Origin of the sequence: Nocardia asteroides (assembly GCF_021183625.1) — a bacterium.
Lineage (GTDB): Bacteria > Actinomycetota > Actinomycetes > Mycobacteriales > Mycobacteriaceae > Nocardia > Nocardia asteroides_A.
In genome coordinates, this window is sequence record NZ_CP089214.1 from 4,853,002 (window position 1) to 4,871,585 (window position 18,584).

The window sequence follows — 18,584 nt, forward strand, 5'->3', positions numbered from 1 at the left end:
GAACACAATGACCAGGAAGGAGGGCGTGGTGCGCGAGGACTACCCGACCGAACCCGAGACCCGGCGCAACTTCGAGGAGTTGCTCGGCAAGGTGCGCGCCGGTGGGGCGCCGCATTCGGACAGCGGTCTGGACCTGACCACCGAGGAAGCGCTGTGGGATATCACCCGCGCCTACCCCGAGGTGCCCGATGAGCTGGTCGCGGCGGCCCGCGCGGCATTCGAGGGCCAGCTGGACGGCTCGAATGCCGCCGCCCGCCGCGCCGAACGGGCCCGCAAGATCGAGGCCATCAACCGGCGCCGGAGCGCCCCGTGACGAATCCGCACGCCGCCGAGGAGAACCCCGCCACCGTGACCACGCCGGACGATCCGCGCCCCGCCCGCGATCAGCCGGGCGCGGAGGCGCCGGCCGCGACCCCCGCCGAGAACGAACCCGACCTCGGCTTCACCCTCGGCGACGAGCAGAGCACCACCGTGCCCGCCCCCGCCCCGGCACCGCCCGACCCGGTCGAGCGCAGCACCGAGCTGAGCCGCGCCATCGCCCGCGAGATCGCGGCGCTCGGCCCGGAGGGCTGGCGCCGGGTCGACGCGGTCTTCGCCATGACGGTGGCCGCGGAGGTCGCGCTGGTCATCTTCTCCGACGAGCAGCAGCGCACCGCGCAGATCTTCCCGTCGGAGCAGGTGCTCTCGCTGGTGCGGGCGCATCGGCAGCTCTCGGCGGAGCTGGGCGACGGCCCGTGGTGGCGCTACCTGCTCGCACTGGACAGTGAGGGGCGGCTGGAGGTCGATCACGACTTCGGCGAGGAGCCGTTCCCGGACGACCATCTGTTCCCGGCCGCGGTCTACCGGGCCGACCTCGCGGTGTTCCCGCGGGCGCGGCTGCCGATCTGGCTCGCCGCCTATCTCGGGCACGACGATCGCCAGGCCCGGCTGCCCGCCGCCGCCAGGGCCGATCACCGGGCCGGGCAGGGTGCGGTCGTCGCCGAGGACGCGCTGCCCGACCTGCCGCTCATGGTCGCCCGCTGGTCGGTGCTCGCCGCCGTCTTCGTCGCCATCGGCTCTCCGCTCGGACCGCGGGTGCTGCCCGCGCTGCACTGGTTCGAGGGCTCGGCGCGCAGCGGGTCGTCGCTGTACACGCTGCCCGGCGAGCGGGCGGTGCTCTCCGGCGGCATCTGGGACGCACCGGAACTCGACGCCGTCTACAACGGCGGCGCTCCGATGCCCGCCTACTACGCGGGCGCCCCCGAGTGGCTGGCGAACCCGGTCCTCAATACCCGCGCCGCGACCGGGTTGCTGTCGTTCTGCTACTGGTGGGAGCGCGGCCGCTGGTACCGCGCGGAGTCGCCCGCGGCGACGGAGATCGGCGCCGCCGTCCCGGCGATGTGGTCGACGGAGAGCACCGCGGGCGTCGTCGCCGCGCTGATCGCGGAGGCGAGCGGCGCCGACCCCGGCGCGGCGGCGCTCGATCTCGTCGTCGCCGCCGAAACCGGCGTGGTGCACCGCAGTACGGTGCAGCGGGTGCTCGGCGCCGGCTCCGGGCTCGACATCGACGCGGGGCTGCTGCAACTGAGCATGGCGGGCATCGTCACCGAGGACGCGGAGCCGCTTCCGGCGGGCGACGCGCTGGCCGCCGTCCGCAGGCTGGTCACCGAAAGTGGGGCGGACACCGCGGGATACCCGCTGGAGCGGTTGCGCGCGGATCGGGTGAGCGTCGGCTGGATGGTCTACTCCCCGGCCGATCCCGATGATGCGGGTATCGGCCGCGCTGTGTTCTACGTCGCTGACGACGGCGTGGTCGAGCAGGCCTCCTCCGCGCTCCCGCCCGCGCTCTACCAGGCCGGATTCCGTGATCGCTTCCACGCGCGGCGGGCTCGGGCAGACGTGTCCTGACCTCCGCCTGCCCCGAGGATCGGGTTCTGTACACGCGCTGTTCACCTGTGGGAACCTAGAATTGGTGAAAGCGGAAAGAATGAGCTACGAGACTTTCTCGCGATGCGCGGTACGAACGCTGGTCATCGGCAGGGGAGTGAGCGATGACGACTCCATGGGACAGTTTCCACAGCCAGGCCGGGGCAGGCGTGCTCAAGCTGGAGCCCGGTGTGCTGGAGGGGCTGGTCAACGCCGCCAACGGCGCCAGGGTCCGGGTCAGCACCGTCCGCGGTCAGGTGAGCAAGGTCGACAATCTGTCGCCGTTCGCGGCGGTGCTCGCCTCCGCGGAGATGCTGGCCCGCCGGTTCTCCGCCAAGGGCCAGGAGCTCGGCCGGATCCTGGACGACCACGTCGAGATCCTGGACGACCTGAACGAGACGTTCATGGCCGCCGCCCGTGCCTACGTGAACTCGGAGGAGGCGGGCACCGCCGATTTCGAGCGGCTGCGGCAGTGGATCGACGACCACCGGGATCCGGGGCTGCGCGACACGCTCTCGCAGCGCCCGCCACCCGCCGACCTCAGCACCGCCAACGACCACTACAACCCCGGCGGCGCGGCGCCGACCCCGGTGCCGGGGTGGAACGAGGTCGGGTCGCAGGGCGAGGAGGGCCACTGGGGGCTCCCGGCCGACCTGCAGAGCCCGCGCGGCGTGCAGTTCGATCCGCAGGCCGGGCTGCACCCGGAGGAGTTCGAGCCGATCAGCTACGAGCAGTACCAGACCATCATCGCCTCGATCACGCAGGGCGCTCCGGTGCCGCCGCTGGCCGCCGCGCAGGCCGCCGCGGACTGGCGCTGGCTCTCGGGTGAGCTGCGCAGCAGCTTCAATATCCTGACCACCCAGATGGCGGGCACCCAATCCAGCTGGACCAGTACGGATTCGAACGGCGCCGCCGAGCGGGCGCGCCAGGCGATCCAGGCCTACGGCACCGGCGTCGACACGCTGCTCAGCAGCATGAACGCGGTCGGCTCCGCGCTGGAGTACGTGTCGGAGTGGTTGCACACCACCGGCGTCGAGCTGCTCCAGGTGAACGACTCGCTGCCGACCACGGGCAATCCGGGGGAGACGGTGGTCCAGTTCGACCAGCGCCGCAAGGAGCAGGCGCACACCGGTTACGTCCGGGTGATGAACAAGGATTACGGCCCGGGCATCGAGCACACGGCCCAGGTGATCGCGGTGCTTCCGCCCGCGATCGCGCCGACCACCGGCCAGCAGCCGCAGGTGCCGGGTGGTCCCGGTGGGAACAGCGGCGGGGGCGGTGGCGGTGGCGGGGGCGGCGGTGTGCCCGGCGGGGGCGGCGGGCCGAACCCAGGCCAGCAGCAGCTGGCCGGAATGCAGGATCGGCTGCTCCCGACGGCCGAGGAGATCGCGCAGCTGGAGCAGGGCCAGGGGCAGGGGCAGGGCGACGGCACCGGGCAGGGCGATGGCCAGGGGCAGAACGGGCTCACGCCGGAGCAGCAGCGGGCGCTGGCCGGCCAGCAGGGTGCGCAGGGCGGTGCGCCGGGTGCGCAGGCGGCGCAGCAGCTCGGGCAGCAGCTGGCGCAGTTCGGCCAGCAGGCCGGGCAGCAGCTCGGTCAGCTCGGCCAGCAGCTCGGCCAGCTGGAGCAGCTGGGGCAGCTCGGCCAGCTGGGCGGACTCCCCGGCGGCGTCCCCGCGATTCCCGCGCTGTCCGAGCTGTCCGAGCAGGTCAAGAGGGCGGGCAAGGGCGGCGGGGGCGCGGGCGGTGGTGTCGGCGGCGGCGGCGGTGGTGTCGGCGGTGGTGTCGGTGGGGAACGGCCCGCGCTACAGAACCTGGACAAGGCGTCGAAGCTGTTCCCGCGGGCGGCTCCGGCGGCCGAGTTCACCGCGACCAGGGCCGGGATCGCGCCCGGCGCCGGGACGCCGATGAGCGGCATGCCGATGGGCGGCGCGGGCGGCGCGCAGGGCGGCGGGCAGCAGAAGGACCACAAGCGCGCCGACTACCTGGACTCGTCCGAGCACCTCGAGGAGGCGTTCGGGGAGGCGCCGGTGGTCGTGCGCCCGATCGTCGAACAATGACGCGCGGCTGGGAGCTCTCGCCGGTGGAGTTCACCGGGCTGTGGGCGGCGCGCCGGGAGTCGGTGCCCGAGCCCTTCTTCCACCTGCCCGAGCCGGGATCCACCTGGGGTGCGGGCAGGCGGCGCAGGGCCGAGGCGGTCGCCGAGGTCCGCGCGCGGCTCGGCGGAGTGATCGATGATGTGCTCGACGCCGTCACCCGGCCCGACATCCGGCTCGTCGTGTCCGGAATGAGCGGGACGGACCCGGCGGAGCCGGCGGCCAGGCTCCGAATGCTGGCCACCCGCACCGGGGATCGCGGCTTCCTGATCACCCAGCTGCCCGGGCGGAGTGGCTCCGAAGCGGCCGGCTACACCATCACCGAGCAGGACGTGCTCGAACTGGGCGCGGTGGTGACCGCGGCCCTGCCCGACCGGGAGGCGGGGCGCAAGCCCGGATTCGTCTACTCGGCTCCGGTCGACCGGGGCGATCACGACTACGACGACCGGCGGTCGCTGGTCCGGGACACCGCGGCCGACCCGGCGGCGGGCCGGAGCGCGGAGTTCGAGCGGGCCCGTCTCGATCAGGTCGGCTCGATCACGGTGCAGCAGGGCAGCTCCCGCTTCGGCCCGCGCGGCATCAGCACGGTCCACCTGTACTGGCGCGACCTCACCGACGACGGCAGATACGCCGTGGTGCCCGGCCGGCCGATGACCGTCGTACCCGCCGACCGACCCAGAATGACCGGCCTGGTCGATGCCGGGATCGCGGAGATCGTCCGCGCGATCCGGGACGACCGCGCATGACGAACGGAGAATCCGAGATGACCGACGACCGGCCCGCGGAGCCCGGCTTCCCGGCGGAGTTCAGCGCGTCGACGGTGACCGGGTCGATCGCGGTGCGTACCACCGAAACCGGCCTCCCGCTCGGCATCACGCTCGACCCCGACCAGCTGCGCCGCGATCCGGGGGAGCTGGCCGCGGAGATCCTGCGGCTCTGCAGGCAGTCGGCGGCGCGGGCCGGGCTGGCCCGCCGCGAGCACCTGCGGGCGGCGGGCTTCACCCCGGAGATGCTGGCCCGCACCGGATTGCCGACCGAGCGCGAGGTGGTGGCCGCCGAGATCGTCGCCGAGCAGGAGTACGAGACCGAGCCGCAGAGCTGGCTCCGCTCGGTCTGAGAACCGCACCGACACCGACGAAGGAGGGCCGATGGTCGACACGATGGACGAACTGCTCGCCCGCGTGCAGAACCAGATCTACCGGCTGCGCGACCTCGGCGACTCGATGAACGCCGTGCGCGCCACCGAGACGTCGCCGGACGGCGCGATCACCGTCGAGGTGGACGGCAACGGCGCGCTGCTGGATCTGCGGTTGACCGGCGCTGTGGCAAGGCTCACGCCTGCCGAGTTCGAGCATGCCCTGGTCGCCACCGCACGCGCCGCCGTGACTTGCGCTTTCGCCGAAAGGGGTGGGCTGATCACCGCTTTCAACGCCGAGCAAAACCGGTGACCGTCGGCCAGTGGTCATCGAAAGTTAACCGGGAGATGCACGACGTGCGGGGTCACCGGTCGCTAACGTAGAGCGAAACATGCTGGCATGTTTCGGGATTGGACGCTTGTCATGAATCACGTTGCAGTTGTGCCCGAAGCCGTCCGCCGGTACGGCGACGCCTCGGCGTCGATGGCCGCCGGGATCGCCACCGCGGGCGCGGTCGACCAGGTGGCGACCGTGGCCGCCGTCGTCCCCGTCTTCGGGCTGATCGGCCAGGAGTTCCTCGCCGCCTACGCGGTCGCGCAGGCCAATCACATCGCGTCGCTGCTCGAACTGGCGGGCGTGCACGCCGGGACGGCGCTGACCGCCTACGAGGCGGCGGCCACGTACGAGGCGACCGACAGCGCGTCGGGGGCGGCCATCGGAGCCGTCGAGCGGCAATGACCGCGCCGGGGCAGGAGCAGGGGCCGCCGGTCGATCCGACGGTCCTCGACCTGCTGCGCGGCAGCGCGCTCGCGCCCATGCTCGACCGCCCGGTCGGCGAGATCCTGCACGACATGGGCTTTCCCGCGCTGCCCGACCTCACCGCGCTGCCGCCGCTGCCCGGGCTGCCGCCGCTGCCGGTGCTCGACCTGAGCGCGCTCATGCGCCCGCTCACCGACCTGGCCGCCGCCTTCGGCACCGGGAAGCTGCCGGAGCCGGTGGCGCAACCGGTGCTCGCCGACCCCGCCGCCGCGCCCGCGCCGCCCGCCGACCCGACCCAGATGCTGCAGCAGGTCGGCACGATCCTGCAGTCGGTGACCCAGCTCGGCAGCACCGCGCTGCAGGCGGTCATGCAGGTCTGGCAGAGCATGGCGGCCGAGCAGGCGGCGGCGAAGGCCGGGCAGGCGCAGGCCGACGGTGCCGAGCTGGCCACGCAGAGCACCCAGGAGAAGGCGATCATCGGCAACGGCGCGACCAGCGTCTTCATCGGTGCCGCCGAGCTCGCCGCGGTGATCGCCAAATTCTCCGCGACGCTCGCCGCCGCGCCGCTCTACGCGACCAGCGGACCGGGGATGGCCTTCCTGGTTGCCTCGGCGGTGGAATCGGCGGCCGAGGGCGTCGCGATCACGGTGAAGACCAAGGCCGAGATGCTCGGCCACAGCGCGAGTATGACCGGGGCCGGGCAGAAGGTGGCCGTCACCAGTGCGCCCAAGGGCGTCGACGGGGCGCAGCAGCTCTCGCAGCTGCTCGGCATGCTGACTCCGCTGCTCAGCACCGCGACCCAGGTCGCGACCACGGTGGCGCAGACCGCCGCCAAGCCGGCGCACACCGCGCTGCTGGCGCCGGTGCGGCCGGAAGACGAGGCGCCGCGCCATGATCCGGCGAAGCCGATCGCCGCGAGCGGTGGCGGCGCCGGTGCGGGCGGTGGCGGTTTCGGCGGCGGTGGTGGCTTCGCCGCCGCGCCGGCGCCGCTGAGCCCGTGGCAGGGGACGAGGGCCGCGGGCGGCCCCGTCGGCGGCCTCACCGGCGCGAGCACCGCCGCGGCTCCCGCCGCCGTCGCCCCGGCCGCGGCGAGCGGCGGGCACGGCGGCAACGGCGGTTTCATGCCCGCCGGCGGTGCGGCGGGTGCGCTCGGCGGCGCCGGGCTGGCCAGGGAGGGCGAGTCGAGCACCGACGGGGTGCGCGGGGTGCTGGTCACCGGCAGCAACGGCGACGAGGTGGTCGGCCGGATCGACGGGGTCACGCTCCCGGTCGTCGGCGCCACCGTGCCGAACGTGGAACCGCCACCGGACCGCGATCTCAGACTCTGACCGCGGGACCACCGTCCGGCGGCGATCACTTCGACAGGGCACGACCAGGAGGCAGACATGAGCGGCGAGAGCACGGTGCAGGGATTCGACGGCGTCCGGTTCGACCCGGAGGCGGCGGCGCGCGCCTCCACCGGCCTGGACGGGCTGGCTGACCGGCTCGCGGCGGAGCTGCAGGCGGTCGAGGAGGCGCTGCGGATCCCGCCGGCCGGCGTCGACGAGGTGTCCGGCCGGGCCGCCGTCACCAGCAACGACGTCGCCGCCTCCTACCTGGGCAGCGCACAGGCCGGGGTGCACGAGGTGCGGAAGCTGGCGGCGGTGCTCCGGCAGCAGTCCGTCGAGTTCGGCCGGCTGGAGACCGAGACGGTGGCCAGCCTGGAGACCGGCTCCCGCCCCGCCAACGCCTGAATCCCCGCTCCCGAAAGGCGCCGCGTAGCCATGATCGAACCACCGCAGCCGGGTTTCACCGGCGTCGTCTGGGAGGCGCGCCCGCCGCAGCGGCTGGCCGAGGAGCTGTCGACCGGGCCGGGGTCGGTCCCGATGGCCGAGGCAGCGCAGGCGTGGACTCGGCTGGCCGCCGCCTTCGGCGCCGCGGTGCTGGAGTACGAGCACGCGCTCGGGGAGCTGCGCGGAGCCTGGCAGTCCGGGCGCAGCGGTGAGGTGATCGAGGCGATCACCGCGCTGCGCCAGTGGCTGCTCGATGTCGCCGGCGCCGCGGCGGCCAACGCCGCCCGGATGCAGGCGCAGGTCGCCGCCTACGAGATCGCCATGATCGCGATGCCGAACCTGGTCGACATCGAGGCCATCCAGCAGGCGCAGCGCGCGGTGGAGAGCATCGGCGCCGCGCTCGGCGGCCCGATCAAGGCGGTGGCCGCGCAGACCGATACCGAGGCTGACCAGGCCAAGGCGGTCGCCTCCCGGGTGATGCGCAGCTACGAGGCCGCGACCGAGCCGCTCGCGCTGGCCTGGGAGCAGCAGCACCCGCCGCGGATCGCCCCCGAGCAGCCGCTGCAGGCCGAGCAGGCGGCGAGTTCGGCGGCAACGGCGCCGGGTGCCACCGCGAAGATGTCCCCGGCCGCGTTCGGGATGCCCGCGATCCCCATGATCGGGATCCCGGCCCTTCCGGTGCGCGAACTCGGCGGCTACCGCGCCCCGATGGTCGCGCAGGCGGCGACGGCCGCCGTCGAGACGGCCCCGCGCGCGACGCCGGTGCCCGCCGCCCCCGGCGGCCAGTCGATGCCGATGACGCCGCTCGCGCAGGGCGGTGGCGCCGCCCAGGAGGCAGGCCGCTTCCCGCGCGCCGCGCTGCCCGGCGAGACCGACGACCACCTCGGCGAAGAGGCGGCCATCCAGGCGGCGCCCGCCGTGCTCGGCGCCGTCGCCGCCGGCGGCCACCAGGTCGCGCCCGGCGGCCGGGCGGAGGGGGCACCGTGACCACGCTGACCAACGACGGCCTGCTCGCCGTCGCGCACCGGCTCGGCGTGCAGACCATGCCGCTGGTGCTCGCCGTCGGGCCCGAGCAGGACTCCTACGCGGACTGGCGGATCGCCCAGGAGGCGGCGCTCGCCGAGCTGACCGGCGCCGGGCTGATCGACGGCACCGGCGAGGTCGACGCGGAGCTCGCCGGCGCGCTCTTCGTCCTCGCCCAGCCCGACCGCCAGCTCGCGGCGCGCACGGTGACCTCGGACGGCACCCGGCGCAGCTGCCTGGCGCGCCGCGGCGAGCAGCACGCCGTCGCCGTGCGCGACGGCGCGCGCTACGAGGTGCGATCGCTCTGGCTGGACGGCTCCAACTCCGCGGCGGGCACGCCGCTGCTGGCCGCGCTCGGCCCGCTGACCCCGGCCGACGTCCCCGCCTTCAGCGCGCCCGCCGACGAACTCGCCGACCGGCTGGACGCCGCGGTCACCGTCAGCGACCACATCGATGCCTTCTACGCCTCCGGTGCGCCGGAACGGGACGCCACCCGGCTCGGGTCCGCGCTCGCCCGTACCCGCGCCCGCACCGAGATCGTGGCGCTGGCGCACGAGGACGGGCGCACCGCGCGGGCCCCCGGCGCGGTCGCGGTGTACGACACCGACCGCGGCCGGATCGTCGCGGCCCCCGCGCTCGCGCCGGACCGGCGCCTCTGGACCACGGTCACCACCGGCACCGACCATCGGGTGGCGCAGGCGATCGCCACCCTGATCGAGGGCCTGCCCGATGGGAGGTGGCTACCCCGCTAGCTATCTCGCCGCGCGGAGTACGTCGTGGCGAAAGACCGTGGGATTCGTCCGGTTTCCAGTTTCCGGCGCGGGTCTCGGCTTCACACAGCACGGATGACGAAAGGTCAGAATCATGTCTCACACTACTCTCGGTGGCGGCGCAGGGGCGGTCGGTGTCGAGGCCGACGCCATCACCCAGGTCGAAAGCCGGATGGACCAGGCCATCAACGCCCTCCGGGCGTCCGTCAGCGCCGTCGACGCCGCGTCGGACGCGGCCCGGGCGGGCTGGAAGGGCGACGCCAACGACAAGTTCATCCAGGTTTCCCAGGCCTGGGACGAGGAGGCCACCCGGCTCAACCAGAAGCTGGACGAGCTGACCGCCGCCGTCGCCTCGGGCAAGGCGACCCTCGTCAACATGGACCAGCAGGCCTGATCCGCCACCACGGCCCCGAAACTCAACCGAAGGACTGAGCCATGACCATTCTGTACGACCCCGCGACCATGAACGCCCTGTACGACGAGCTGAAGACCAACGGAAGCAAGATCCAGGGTGAGATCCAGGAGCTGAACGACGCCGCGAATCTCTTCCGCCAGAACCTGTCGGGTGATCAGGCGATCAGCAACTTCGACAACGCCAACAAGAACGTGAACACCGAGCTCGATGACACGCTGTCCAAGCTGGACCAGCTGGCCGCCGAGGTGGAGAACGCGCTGAGCCGCGCGCTCGAGGCCGACGGCCGGGTCGGTGACGGCTTCTCCGCCTTCTGACGGCAGCCAACCGAGGCCGGCCGGGGCGCGCCCCGGCCGGCCTCGTCGTCAGCGGGCGGCCAGCGACTCGCCGATGTACTCCATCTCCGCCGGCGTGGTCACCATGGACACGGTGGTCTCCGCCGTCCCGGTGCGCACCGTGATCCGGTTCAGCGCCGCCGGGTCCTGGAGCAGCGTGATGTCCGGCTCCAGCGCGGCGGGCTCGCCGCCCTCCCTGATGTGCACGATGGTGGCGCCGCCCGCGTGCGTGGTCGGCGGCACGCCGTCGAAGACCAGCACGGTGGTGCTCGGGTAGGGCGCCGCCGGCGGTGGCGGCGTGCTGGCGGGGTGGTAGCTGGCGCCCGCGGCGCGCGGCGCGATGGTCAGGATGCCGGGGGTGTCGAGCGCCGCCACCATGGTCTGCCAGCGCTCCGGGCGGGCGGTGTGCACCACGCCGTGCGCGCCGAGCGCGATGGCGCGCAGCACCACCTGCTGGGCCAGGTCGAGGTTGCCGACCACCTCGACGAGCCTGGTGCCCTCGCCGATCAGCGGTACCGCGATGCCGCGGCCCTGCTCGTCGGCGCCGATCAGCTGCCCGCAGCCCGCGGTCGGCACCGCGATGCCGGTCAGCGCGGTCAGCGTGCCGCGGTAGGCGTCGGCGGGGTCGGGGCGCCCGGCGTCGCCGAGCGGGATGCTCGTGGTCAGCGCGCGCAGCTGCCTGCCAGGCAGCGGCCGCAGGCTGGACAGCGGGGCCGCCTCCGGCTCGGTGTCGGTGTCGAGCCGCACCAGCGCCTCCAGCAACACCGTGCCGATGAGATCGGGCCTGGTCTCCGGCTTGTGCGCGCCGGGGCGCAGCCGCAGCGTCACGGTGGTGGAGAGGCTGGGTAGCGCCCAGATCTCGGCCAGCCCCTCCGGCTGCACCGCCTCCGCCTCGACCCGGTAGAGCGCGAGGTGCCGGTCGCCGCTGCGCAGCCCCCTCGGCGTCTCCACCACCCGCTCCAGCTCGGTGCCGTGGGTCAGGCTGCGCAGCGCGGCGGTCATCTCGGCGGCGCTCAGCACCGAGGTCGCGATGTCGAGCGCGGCCAGCCGGTTCGCCACCCGCCGGGTCGCGATGATGGCTGCGCGCAGCGAGCCGGTGCTCCCGCCGCCGCGCTTCTCCACCGCGTCCGCGTTGACCAGCGGGTTCAGCCGGAGCACCAGCCACACGGTCCGGTGCGCGATGGCGGGCAGCGGGCCGAGGATGCGCTCGTACAGCCGCGCCGCCACCCCGGTGCCCGCGGTGCGCGCGCCGGTGCTGATCAGGTCGATGCCCGCCAGCTCCAGGTCGAACTGGTTCAGGCACCGCGCCACCTCGGCCAGCGGGAGCAGCTGGTCGGTGTCGAGCGCGCCGGGGCGGAGCAGGGTCAGGCTGTCCGGCGGCGGATCGATGCGCAGCATGGTGACGAGCGCCTCACCGTCCCAGCGCATGCCGTAGCCGCCGCCCTCGCTCACCGGGACGTCGAACGGCTCGCCGGAGCTCGCCCAGTTCGCGGGCAGCCCGCGATCGCGTCTGCGGCCGAGCGCGCCCGCGATCCGGGCGGCGAGCGTCCGCCCCCGGATCGGCGCCAGCAGGAGCAGTGCGGCCAGCACCCCGGCCGCGACCGCGCCGAGCACGTGCGCCGTCGTGGCGAGCACGACCCAGGCCAGGGCCGCGGCGACCAGCACCGACGGAATCACCAGCCGCAGCGGGAAGATCCGGAACAGCCAGAACGCCGGGTCGCGCAGCCGGTCGTAGGGGGAGCCGGTGGCCGGGTGCTCCGGCTCCGGCTCGGTTGCCGCGCGCTCGTCCGGATCGCGCTCGTCCGGATCACGGTTGTTCATCGTCTCGTCGGTCACCGTCGTCATCGCGTTTTCCTGTTCGAAACATGCGGCCCCGGTCGAAATGCTCTGCACGTCAGCGGTTCCGGGCCGTCCTCGGCTTACGGTACCGTGTCGGCTGTGACGGTTCCCGGTGGAGCGATCGAGTGCCTGCCCAGCTGACGACCCGGGCCCAGGTCAACGGGTACAGATTCCTGTTGCGCCGGCTCGACCACGCCCTGGTCCGCCGGGACGTGCGCATGCTGCACGACCCCATGCGCTCGCAGATCCGCTCGCTCCTGGTCGGGCTGGTGCTCGGCATCCTGATCGTCGCCGGCGCCGCCATTCTCGGGCTGATCCGCCCGCAGGGCGCCATCGGCGACGCGCTGATCGTCTCCGGCAAGCAGAGCGGGGCGCTCTACGTGGTGGTGCAGGGGCAGGACGGCAAGCAGACGCTGCACCCGGTGCTCAACCTCGCCTCCGCCCGGTTGATCACCGGCAGCTCGGCCGAGCCGCAGTCGGTGAAGGACGCCAAACTCGGCGACCTGCCGCGCGGCCCGATGCTCGGCATCCCGGGCGCACCGGGCGTGCTGCCCGGCTCGAAGCAGGGCGACCGCTCGGAATGGACGCTCTGCGAGACCATCTCGCTCTCCGCGGGCGGCAGCGCCGCCTCCGCCTCCGGCGGCCGGACCACGGTACTGGCCGGCCGTCCCGAGCTCGGGGAGCGCGCTCGCGCACTGGGCGCGGGCGACGCCATGCTGGTGCGCCGCAACGGCCAGAGCTTCCTGCTCTACGACGGCAAGCGCGCGGAGCTCGACCCGGGCAACTCGGTGCTCGCCCGCGCGCTCGAACTGCGCGGCATCACACCGCGCCCGGTCGGGGCCGGGCTGCTCGGCGCGACCACCCCGGTCCCGCCGCTCGCCGTGCCCGCGGTGCCCAATGCCGGTGCGCCGGGGCCCGGCCCGCTGGGGCGGTACCAGGTGGGCAGCGTGGTCGCGATCCCCGGCGCCGCCGTCGACGGCTCGGATCGCTACCTGGTGCTCGCCGACGGGCTGCAGCCGATCGGCGAGTTCGCCGCCCAGGTGCTGCGCTTCGCCGACTCGCACGGGCTGAGCGAGGTCCCCGCGCTCGCCCCCGATGTGCTGGACAAGGTTCCGGTGGTCAGGGCGCTGCCGCTGGACCACTTCCCGGCGCGCAAGCCCGCGCTTGTGCACGCCGAGGACGCCCCGGTCTCCTGCGTCTCCTGGGCCAAGGACCCCGGCACCGCACCGGCCGACGGCGCCGGTGACGGCCCCGCCGACCGCGCCGTCGTGACGATCCTGGCCGGTACCAGGGTGCCGATCCCGGAGTCGGCGGCCGCGGTGCGGCTGGCGACCGCGGACGGCACCGGCGAGCGGGTGGACGAGGTCTACCTGGCGCCCGGCTCCGGCGAGTACGTCCAGATGACCGGGCTGGAGCCGGGCAGCCCGCGGCGCGGTAGCCTGTTCTACGTCAGTGACAGCGGCATCAGGTACGGCGTCCCCGACACCGCCGCCGCAGGCGTGCTCGGGCTCGGCGCCCAGCCGCGGATGGCGCCGTGGGCGATCGTCGGGCAGCTGGTGCCCGGCCCCACGCTGAGCCAGCGGGACGCCCTGGTGGCGCGGGACCAGCTGCCGCAGGAGCCGATCCGCTAGTAGTCGCCGGCCGGGATGTTCAGCGAGGCGAGCAGCGAGGTGAGCGCGGTGCGCATATCCGGCTCCTCGATGCGCATCAGGACGTCGTCGTCGACGCTGCTCAGATCCAGCGATTCGTCGTTGGCGAGCCGGAATTCGCGCTCCTCCTCGGCCGCCTCGATCACGTTCCGGATGAAGCGGCCGTTGCCCGCCAGGTCGACGCCGCGCCGCGGCTGCCCGCTCTGATCGGTGCTGTGCAGGTCGTAGAGGTGTGCGCAGACCCGCACCAGCAGCGCCGCCGCCTCGTCGGAGAGCTGGGAATCGCGCTTGCCCGCGATCACCGCGCCGATCGCGCCCAGCTCGTCCGCGGTGTACGAGGGGAACTGCAGGCGCTTGGCGAAGCGGGAGGCCAGGCCGTCGTTGCTGGCCAGGAAGCGGTCGATCTCGCCGTCGTAGCCCGCGATGATGACGACCAGCCGGTCGCGGTCGTTCTCCATCCGGGCCAGCAGGGTGTCCACCGCCTCCCGGCCGAACGCGTCGCCGCCGGAGAGCCCGGCCTGGATCAGCGTGTACGCCTCGTCGATGAAGAGCACGCCGTCCATGGCGGTGTCGATCAGCGCCTCGGTCTTGATGGCGGTGGAGCCGAGGTGCTGGCCGACGAAGTCGGCGCGCTTGGTCTCGACCACCGTGTCGGTCTTGAGCAGCCCGAGGCCGCAGTAGATCTTGGCGACCACCCGGGCGATGGTGGTCTTGCCGGTGCCGGGCGGGCCGGTGAAGGCGAGGTGCTGGCCGCGCGGCGCGCTGGCGAGCCCCTTCTCCGCGCGGATCTTGGCCAGCTGCGCGCTCGACTGCAGCTTCGCCACCTGGGTCTTGACCGAGCCGAGGCCGATCTGGGAATCCAGCTCCGCGCGCGCCTCGGCCAGGATCTTCTTGGCCCGGTCCGCCGATTCGGCCTGCTCCATCTGCTCCATCGAGGGCGAGGAGACCGGGTCCCAGCGGTCGGTGCGGGCATCGATGGACTCGCGCGAGGTCACCGTGATCCGGTAGGTGCGGTCGCGCATGGCCGCGGTGTTGGCGTCGAAATCCGGTGCCTGCGAGTACACCTTCTCGAAGAGCGCCTGCGCCTCCTCCTCGCTGCCGGTCTCGCGCAGGCACAGCCCGCGGCAGAACATGGCGGTCGAGCGCGCGGCCGGGATCGGGCCCCGCTCGGCCTGCTCCATCCGGCGGATGGCCTCGCCGAACAGCCCGAGCTGCGCGCAGGCCGTCCCGACCATCACGTGCGCGCCCGCGGCCAGGTACGGGTCCGGCCACTCGGCGGAGCCGTTCAGCACGGCCATGACGTCCGGCCAGCGCTGGGTCTGGTAGTGCAGCACGCCGCGGACGTAGGCGGCGACCCGGTCGTCCACCTCCCGTTCCGGGTCGTCGGTGCGCGCCCGCCGGTGCGCGGCCAGCTCGTCCAGCACCCGCTCGGCCTCGGTGAATTCCTTGTCCGCGATCAATTGGGCGGCCCAGGCGAGCCAGATCTCGGTGTAGCTCGCCAGCGGATAGTCGATGTAGAGCCCGGGCAGGAAGCGCCCGGCCAGCTGCCGCGGCGTGAGCCCGACCCGGCGCTGCTCGCGGTGCAGCGTGCCGACGCTGGTGCGGTGCAGGTTCTGCAGCACCTCGCGGGTGAGCTCCCCGGCGGCGGCACGGCCGAGCCACGCGTCGCACATTCCCGGGTCCCACTCGGTCGCGCGCTGGAACGCCAGCTTGGCGTACTCCAGATCGCGCGCCGATTCCTGCCCCTCCAGGGAGATTCCGAGTGAAAGGACTCCGGCGTCGAAGGCCTTCTGTGCTTGGCGATTGCCGGTCATTGCTCTGGAACCCCGAAATCTTCGTCGTCCGTTGCCATTCAGTTCACCTGGACCGGCCCTCACGGACTGCATGCGCGCTGGTCTGTCCGTTACATTAGGTTCCGCTGCCAGCAGGCTGCAACGCAAGTGTCATCTACCTGTGAGCGCCGGGAAGCCAACGCCCCGGATGCTGTTGTGGGGGCGTGAACGTCGTTGATCGAATCACCGCCGACCGGGGGAACCCGGGCTGTCGAACCGGAACTCACCCGCGTCTCCGTCATCGGGGGCGACACCCAGCTCGACGTCGGGCTGCCGTCGACCGTCCCGATCGCGAGTTATATCGGTGAACTGGTCGCGCTGATCGGCTCGCGCGATCCGGACCCGGCCGGAGCCGACGACGCCGCGACCGATCTGGATGCCAAGCGCTGGACCCTCGCCCGGCTCGGCCGGGACGCCATCGCACCGAGCCGCACCCTGGACGAGGCCGAGGTGTACGACGGCGAGCTGCTCGTGCTCCGCGCCGTCGCCGCCAAGGAGGCGCCGGTGCTCTTCGACGACGTCATCGACGCGGTCTCCCGGCTCACCGCCACCCAGTTCCGCGGCTGGACCGGTGGCTCCGCGCGCTGGACCGGGCTGGTGGCGTCGCTGTTCACCGTGCTCGCGGTGCTCGCGCTGCTTGTCGTGGCGCGGCGGCACGGCGACCCGCTCGCCCCCGCCTTCGCGCTGACCGGGACGGCCGCTGCGGCCTTCACCGCCGCGGGCTTCGCGGCCAGGCGGTATCGGGACCAGCTCACCGCGGCCTGGCTCGCCGCCGACGGGCTGCTGCTGATCTTCGCGGGCGCCGCGCTCTTCGTCCCCGGCCCGCTCGGCAGCGCGCACCTGCTGCTCGGCAGCTCGGTGGTGCTGGTCGCTGCGGTGCTCGGGTACCGGCTGACCGGCACCGGCGCCGCGCTCTTCGTCGCGGTCGCCGCGCTGGCGCTGGTGGCGGGCGGCGCGGCCGCGGTCTACCTGGTCTGGCACCCGGGGCTGGCCAAGCTGGCCGCCGGGCTGATCGTCGTCGGCATCGCCACCGTCTCGATGGTGCCGAGGCTGGCCGCGGTGCTGGCTCGGCTGCCGATCCCGCCGGTGCCGACCGCGGGCGCCGCGATCGACCCGGCCGATCACGAGCCGCGGCCGACGCTGGAGGGCATCGGCGCCATCGGCGCCACCGCGCTGCCGTCGGCCGCCGGGCTGGAGCTGCGGGCGCGGGCGGCCAACCGGTACCAGTCCGGGCTCGTCGTCGCCTGCGCGATCACGACCGTCGTCGGGGCCTTCGGCGCCGCCGATCCGCTCGGCGCGGCGCGCTGGCAGGGGCTGACGCTCGCGGTGATCACCGCGATCATCCTGTGCCTGCGCGGCCGCGCCTTCGCCGACCTGCTCCAGGCGGTGACGCTGATCGGCGCCGGCTGCGTGATCATCGTCACGCTGATTGCCGGACTCGCGCTCGGCGACAGCGAGCTGGAGCTGATAGCGGTGGGGTTGCTGCTCGCCTTCGGCGCGGGCGCGGCGGCCTTCGGGGTGATCGGGCCGCACGTGGAGGCGACCCCGGTGACGAGGCGCGGCATCGAGGTCTTCGAGTACCTGCTGATCGTGGCGGTGATCCCGCTGGTGCTGTGGATCATGGGCGTCTACTCGATGGCACGGAACATATGAGCCACCCCCGGCATCGCCCGCTCACCCGGACGGCCGGGGCGGTCACGATCATCGCGGGGTTCCTGGCGGCGACGCTCGCCCCGGCCGCCGCGATCGGGCCGCCCCCGATCGACCAGGGCGCGCTCGGCGCGGCGCAGGGGCTCAGCGGCAGGCCGGCGCCGCTGGAGCCGACCGAGCAGCGCTCGCTCTGCGCCGAGCCGCTGCTGGTCGGCGGGGCCCCGCAGGAGCCGCCGCTGGCGCAGCGCATGCTCGATCTCCCCGCGGCCTGGCAGTTCAGCAGGGGCGGTGGGCAGAAGGTGGCGGTGATCGACACCGGCGTCAACCGGCACCCGCGGCTGCCCCGGCTGCAGCCGGGCGGCGACTACGTCGCGGACAGCGACGGCACCGTCGACTGCGACGGCCACGGCACCCTGGTCGCAGGCATCATCGGCGCGCAGCCCAGCCTCGAGGACGCCTTCGCGGGGGTGGCGCCGGACGCCGAGATCCTCGCCATCCGGCAGCTCAGCCTGGCCTACGAGCGCAAGGACAGCAACAACCGCAACGAGCGCGGCGAGATCCGCAGCGAGGGCTACGGCAGCGTGCTCACCCTGGCGGGCGCGGTGGTGCGCGCCGCCGACATGGGCGCCACCGTCATCAACATCTCCGAGGTCGCCTGCAGCTCGGCGGGTTCGGACTCCTCGGACGGCGCGCTCGGCGCTGCCGTGCGCTACGCGTACGAGCGCAACGTGGTCGTGGTCGCCGCGGCGGGCAACGTGGAGAGCGACGGCGCCTGCCGGAACCAGAACGAGGGCACCGGCTGGGAGGCCGTCGGCACCGTGGCGAGCCCGGCCTGGTTCACCCCGTACGTGCTCGCGGTCGGCTCGGTGGACGCCGACGGCAAGCCCTCCGAGCTGTCGCTGCACGGCCCGTGGGTCGGCGTCGCGGCGATCGGCCGCAACATCGTCTCGCTGGACAGCAAGCCGGGCGGGGCCGGACTCGTCGACGGCGTGCAGACCACCGACGGCATCCGCAGCGTGGACGGCACCAGCTTCGCGGCCCCCTACGTGGCCGGGCTGGCCGCGCTGGTCCGGGCGCGCTTCCCGGAGCTGAACGCCCAACAGGTCATGGATCGGATCACCCGGACCGCGCAGAGCCCGGGGACCGGGCGCGACGACGCCGTCGGCGCCGGGCTCATCGACCCGGTCGCCGCGCTCACCGCGCCGCTGCCGGAGCAGCCGGTCGGCGCGGCGGCGGACGTCGGCCGGGCGATCGCGGCGCCGGTGTACCCGGCCGGGCCGGACCCGCGGCCGCGCCGGATCGCGGTGATCGGCTCGATCGTCTGTCTCGCGGGGCTGGCGATCGGCGTCGCGGTGAGCCTGCCCTACCGGCGCAGACGCCGGGACATCGAGGCCGAACTCGCCCCCTGA

The 18,584-nt window shown here is 73.8% G+C and carries 18 protein-coding genes; 16 read left to right on the forward strand and 2 right to left on the reverse strand.

Features of this window, described 5'->3' with window-relative positions; all coding sequences use genetic code 11:
• Positions 1–7 precede the first annotated feature (7 nt).
• The 13 genes from LTT61_RS22605 (at position 8) to LTT61_RS22665 (ending at position 10,187) form a co-directional block, all read left to right on the forward strand.
• A complete protein-coding gene (locus tag LTT61_RS22605) occupies positions 8–313 on the forward strand; it encodes a hypothetical protein (protein ID WP_233016065.1) in 306 nt (101 codons plus the stop codon).
• Positions 310–1,887, forward strand: coding sequence for a hypothetical protein (locus LTT61_RS22610; protein ID WP_233016066.1), 1,578 nt, complete (start codon positions 310–312; stop codon positions 1,885–1,887). The genes LTT61_RS22605 and LTT61_RS22610 overlap by 4 nt, the downstream gene beginning before the upstream one ends.
• A gap of 143 nt (positions 1,888–2,030) precedes the next feature.
• Positions 2,031–3,962: a hypothetical protein gene (locus tag LTT61_RS22615; protein ID WP_233016067.1), complete on the forward strand. Its 1,932-nt coding sequence runs from the start codon at positions 2,031–2,033 to the stop codon at positions 3,960–3,962.
• Complete coding sequence (locus tag LTT61_RS22620) at positions 3,959–4,744, forward strand: ESX secretion-associated protein EspG (RefSeq protein ID WP_233016068.1); 786 nt, start codon at positions 3,959–3,961, stop codon at positions 4,742–4,744. The genes LTT61_RS22615 and LTT61_RS22620 overlap by 4 nt, the downstream gene beginning before the upstream one ends.
• Positions 4,745–4,761: 17 nt before the next feature.
• Complete coding sequence (locus LTT61_RS22625; protein WP_233016069.1) at positions 4,762–5,115, forward strand: hypothetical protein; 354 nt, start codon at positions 4,762–4,764, stop codon at positions 5,113–5,115.
• Between the two features lie 31 nt (positions 5,116–5,146).
• Positions 5,147–5,446, forward strand: a complete 300-nt coding sequence (locus tag LTT61_RS22630) for a YbaB/EbfC family nucleoid-associated protein (RefSeq protein ID WP_233016070.1) — start codon at positions 5,147–5,149, stop codon at positions 5,444–5,446.
• Between the two features lie 111 nt (positions 5,447–5,557).
• Positions 5,558–5,872 (forward strand): type VII secretion target, encoded by a 315-nt coding sequence (locus LTT61_RS22635; protein WP_233016071.1) that lies wholly within the window; start codon positions 5,558–5,560, stop codon positions 5,870–5,872.
• A complete protein-coding gene (locus tag LTT61_RS22640; RefSeq protein WP_233016072.1) occupies positions 5,869–7,221 on the forward strand; it encodes a hypothetical protein in 1,353 nt (450 codons plus the stop codon). Before LTT61_RS22635 ends, LTT61_RS22640 begins: the two co-directional genes overlap by 4 nt.
• 57 nt (positions 7,222–7,278) lie before the next feature.
• Complete coding sequence (locus LTT61_RS22645; RefSeq protein ID WP_233016073.1) at positions 7,279–7,626, forward strand: PE family protein; 348 nt, start codon at positions 7,279–7,281, stop codon at positions 7,624–7,626.
• A 30-nt stretch (positions 7,627–7,656) separates the two neighbouring features.
• Positions 7,657–8,652, forward strand: coding sequence for a PPE domain-containing protein (locus LTT61_RS22650; protein ID WP_233016074.1), 996 nt, complete (start codon positions 7,657–7,659; stop codon positions 8,650–8,652).
• Complete coding sequence (locus LTT61_RS22655; protein ID WP_233016075.1) at positions 8,649–9,440, forward strand: ESX secretion-associated protein EspG; 792 nt, start codon at positions 8,649–8,651, stop codon at positions 9,438–9,440. The genes LTT61_RS22650 and LTT61_RS22655 overlap by 4 nt, the downstream gene beginning before the upstream one ends.
• Before the next feature lie 112 nt (positions 9,441–9,552).
• Positions 9,553–9,852: a WXG100 family type VII secretion target gene (locus LTT61_RS22660; RefSeq protein ID WP_233016076.1), complete on the forward strand. Its 300-nt coding sequence runs from the start codon at positions 9,553–9,555 to the stop codon at positions 9,850–9,852.
• Positions 9,853–9,893: 41 nt separating this feature from the next.
• Entirely contained in the window at positions 9,894–10,187 is a 294-nt protein-coding gene (locus tag LTT61_RS22665; protein WP_233016077.1) for a type VII secretion protein EsxR, read from the forward strand.
• Between the two features lie 48 nt (positions 10,188–10,235).
• Here the strand turns inward: LTT61_RS22665 and eccE are convergent, their stop codons facing one another.
• Positions 10,236–12,050 (reverse strand): type VII secretion protein EccE, encoded by a 1,815-nt coding sequence (eccE, locus tag LTT61_RS22670; RefSeq protein WP_233016078.1) that lies wholly within the window; start codon positions 12,048–12,050, stop codon positions 10,236–10,238.
• A 119-nt stretch (positions 12,051–12,169) separates the two neighbouring features.
• Between eccE and eccB the strand changes: the two genes are divergently transcribed.
• A complete protein-coding gene (gene eccB / locus LTT61_RS22675; protein ID WP_233016079.1) occupies positions 12,170–13,675 on the forward strand; it encodes a type VII secretion protein EccB in 1,506 nt (501 codons plus the stop codon).
• Here eccB and eccA read toward each other — a convergent pair.
• Positions 13,672–15,507, reverse strand: coding sequence for a type VII secretion AAA-ATPase EccA (gene eccA / locus LTT61_RS22680; RefSeq protein ID WP_233016080.1), 1,836 nt, complete (start codon positions 15,505–15,507; stop codon positions 13,672–13,674). The two genes, eccB and eccA, sit on opposite strands and share 4 nt — an antisense overlap.
• Positions 15,508–15,699: 192 nt before the next feature.
• Between eccA and eccD the strand changes: the two genes are divergently transcribed.
• Complete coding sequence (eccD, locus tag LTT61_RS22685) at positions 15,700–17,178, forward strand: type VII secretion integral membrane protein EccD (RefSeq protein ID WP_233016081.1); 1,479 nt, start codon at positions 15,700–15,702, stop codon at positions 17,176–17,178.
• Positions 17,175–18,584 carry a type VII secretion-associated serine protease mycosin gene (mycP, locus tag LTT61_RS22690; protein ID WP_233016082.1) on the forward strand — a complete coding sequence of 470 codons (1,410 nt, stop codon included), beginning with the start codon at positions 17,175–17,177 and terminating at the stop codon, positions 18,582–18,584. Before eccD ends, mycP begins: the two co-directional genes overlap by 4 nt.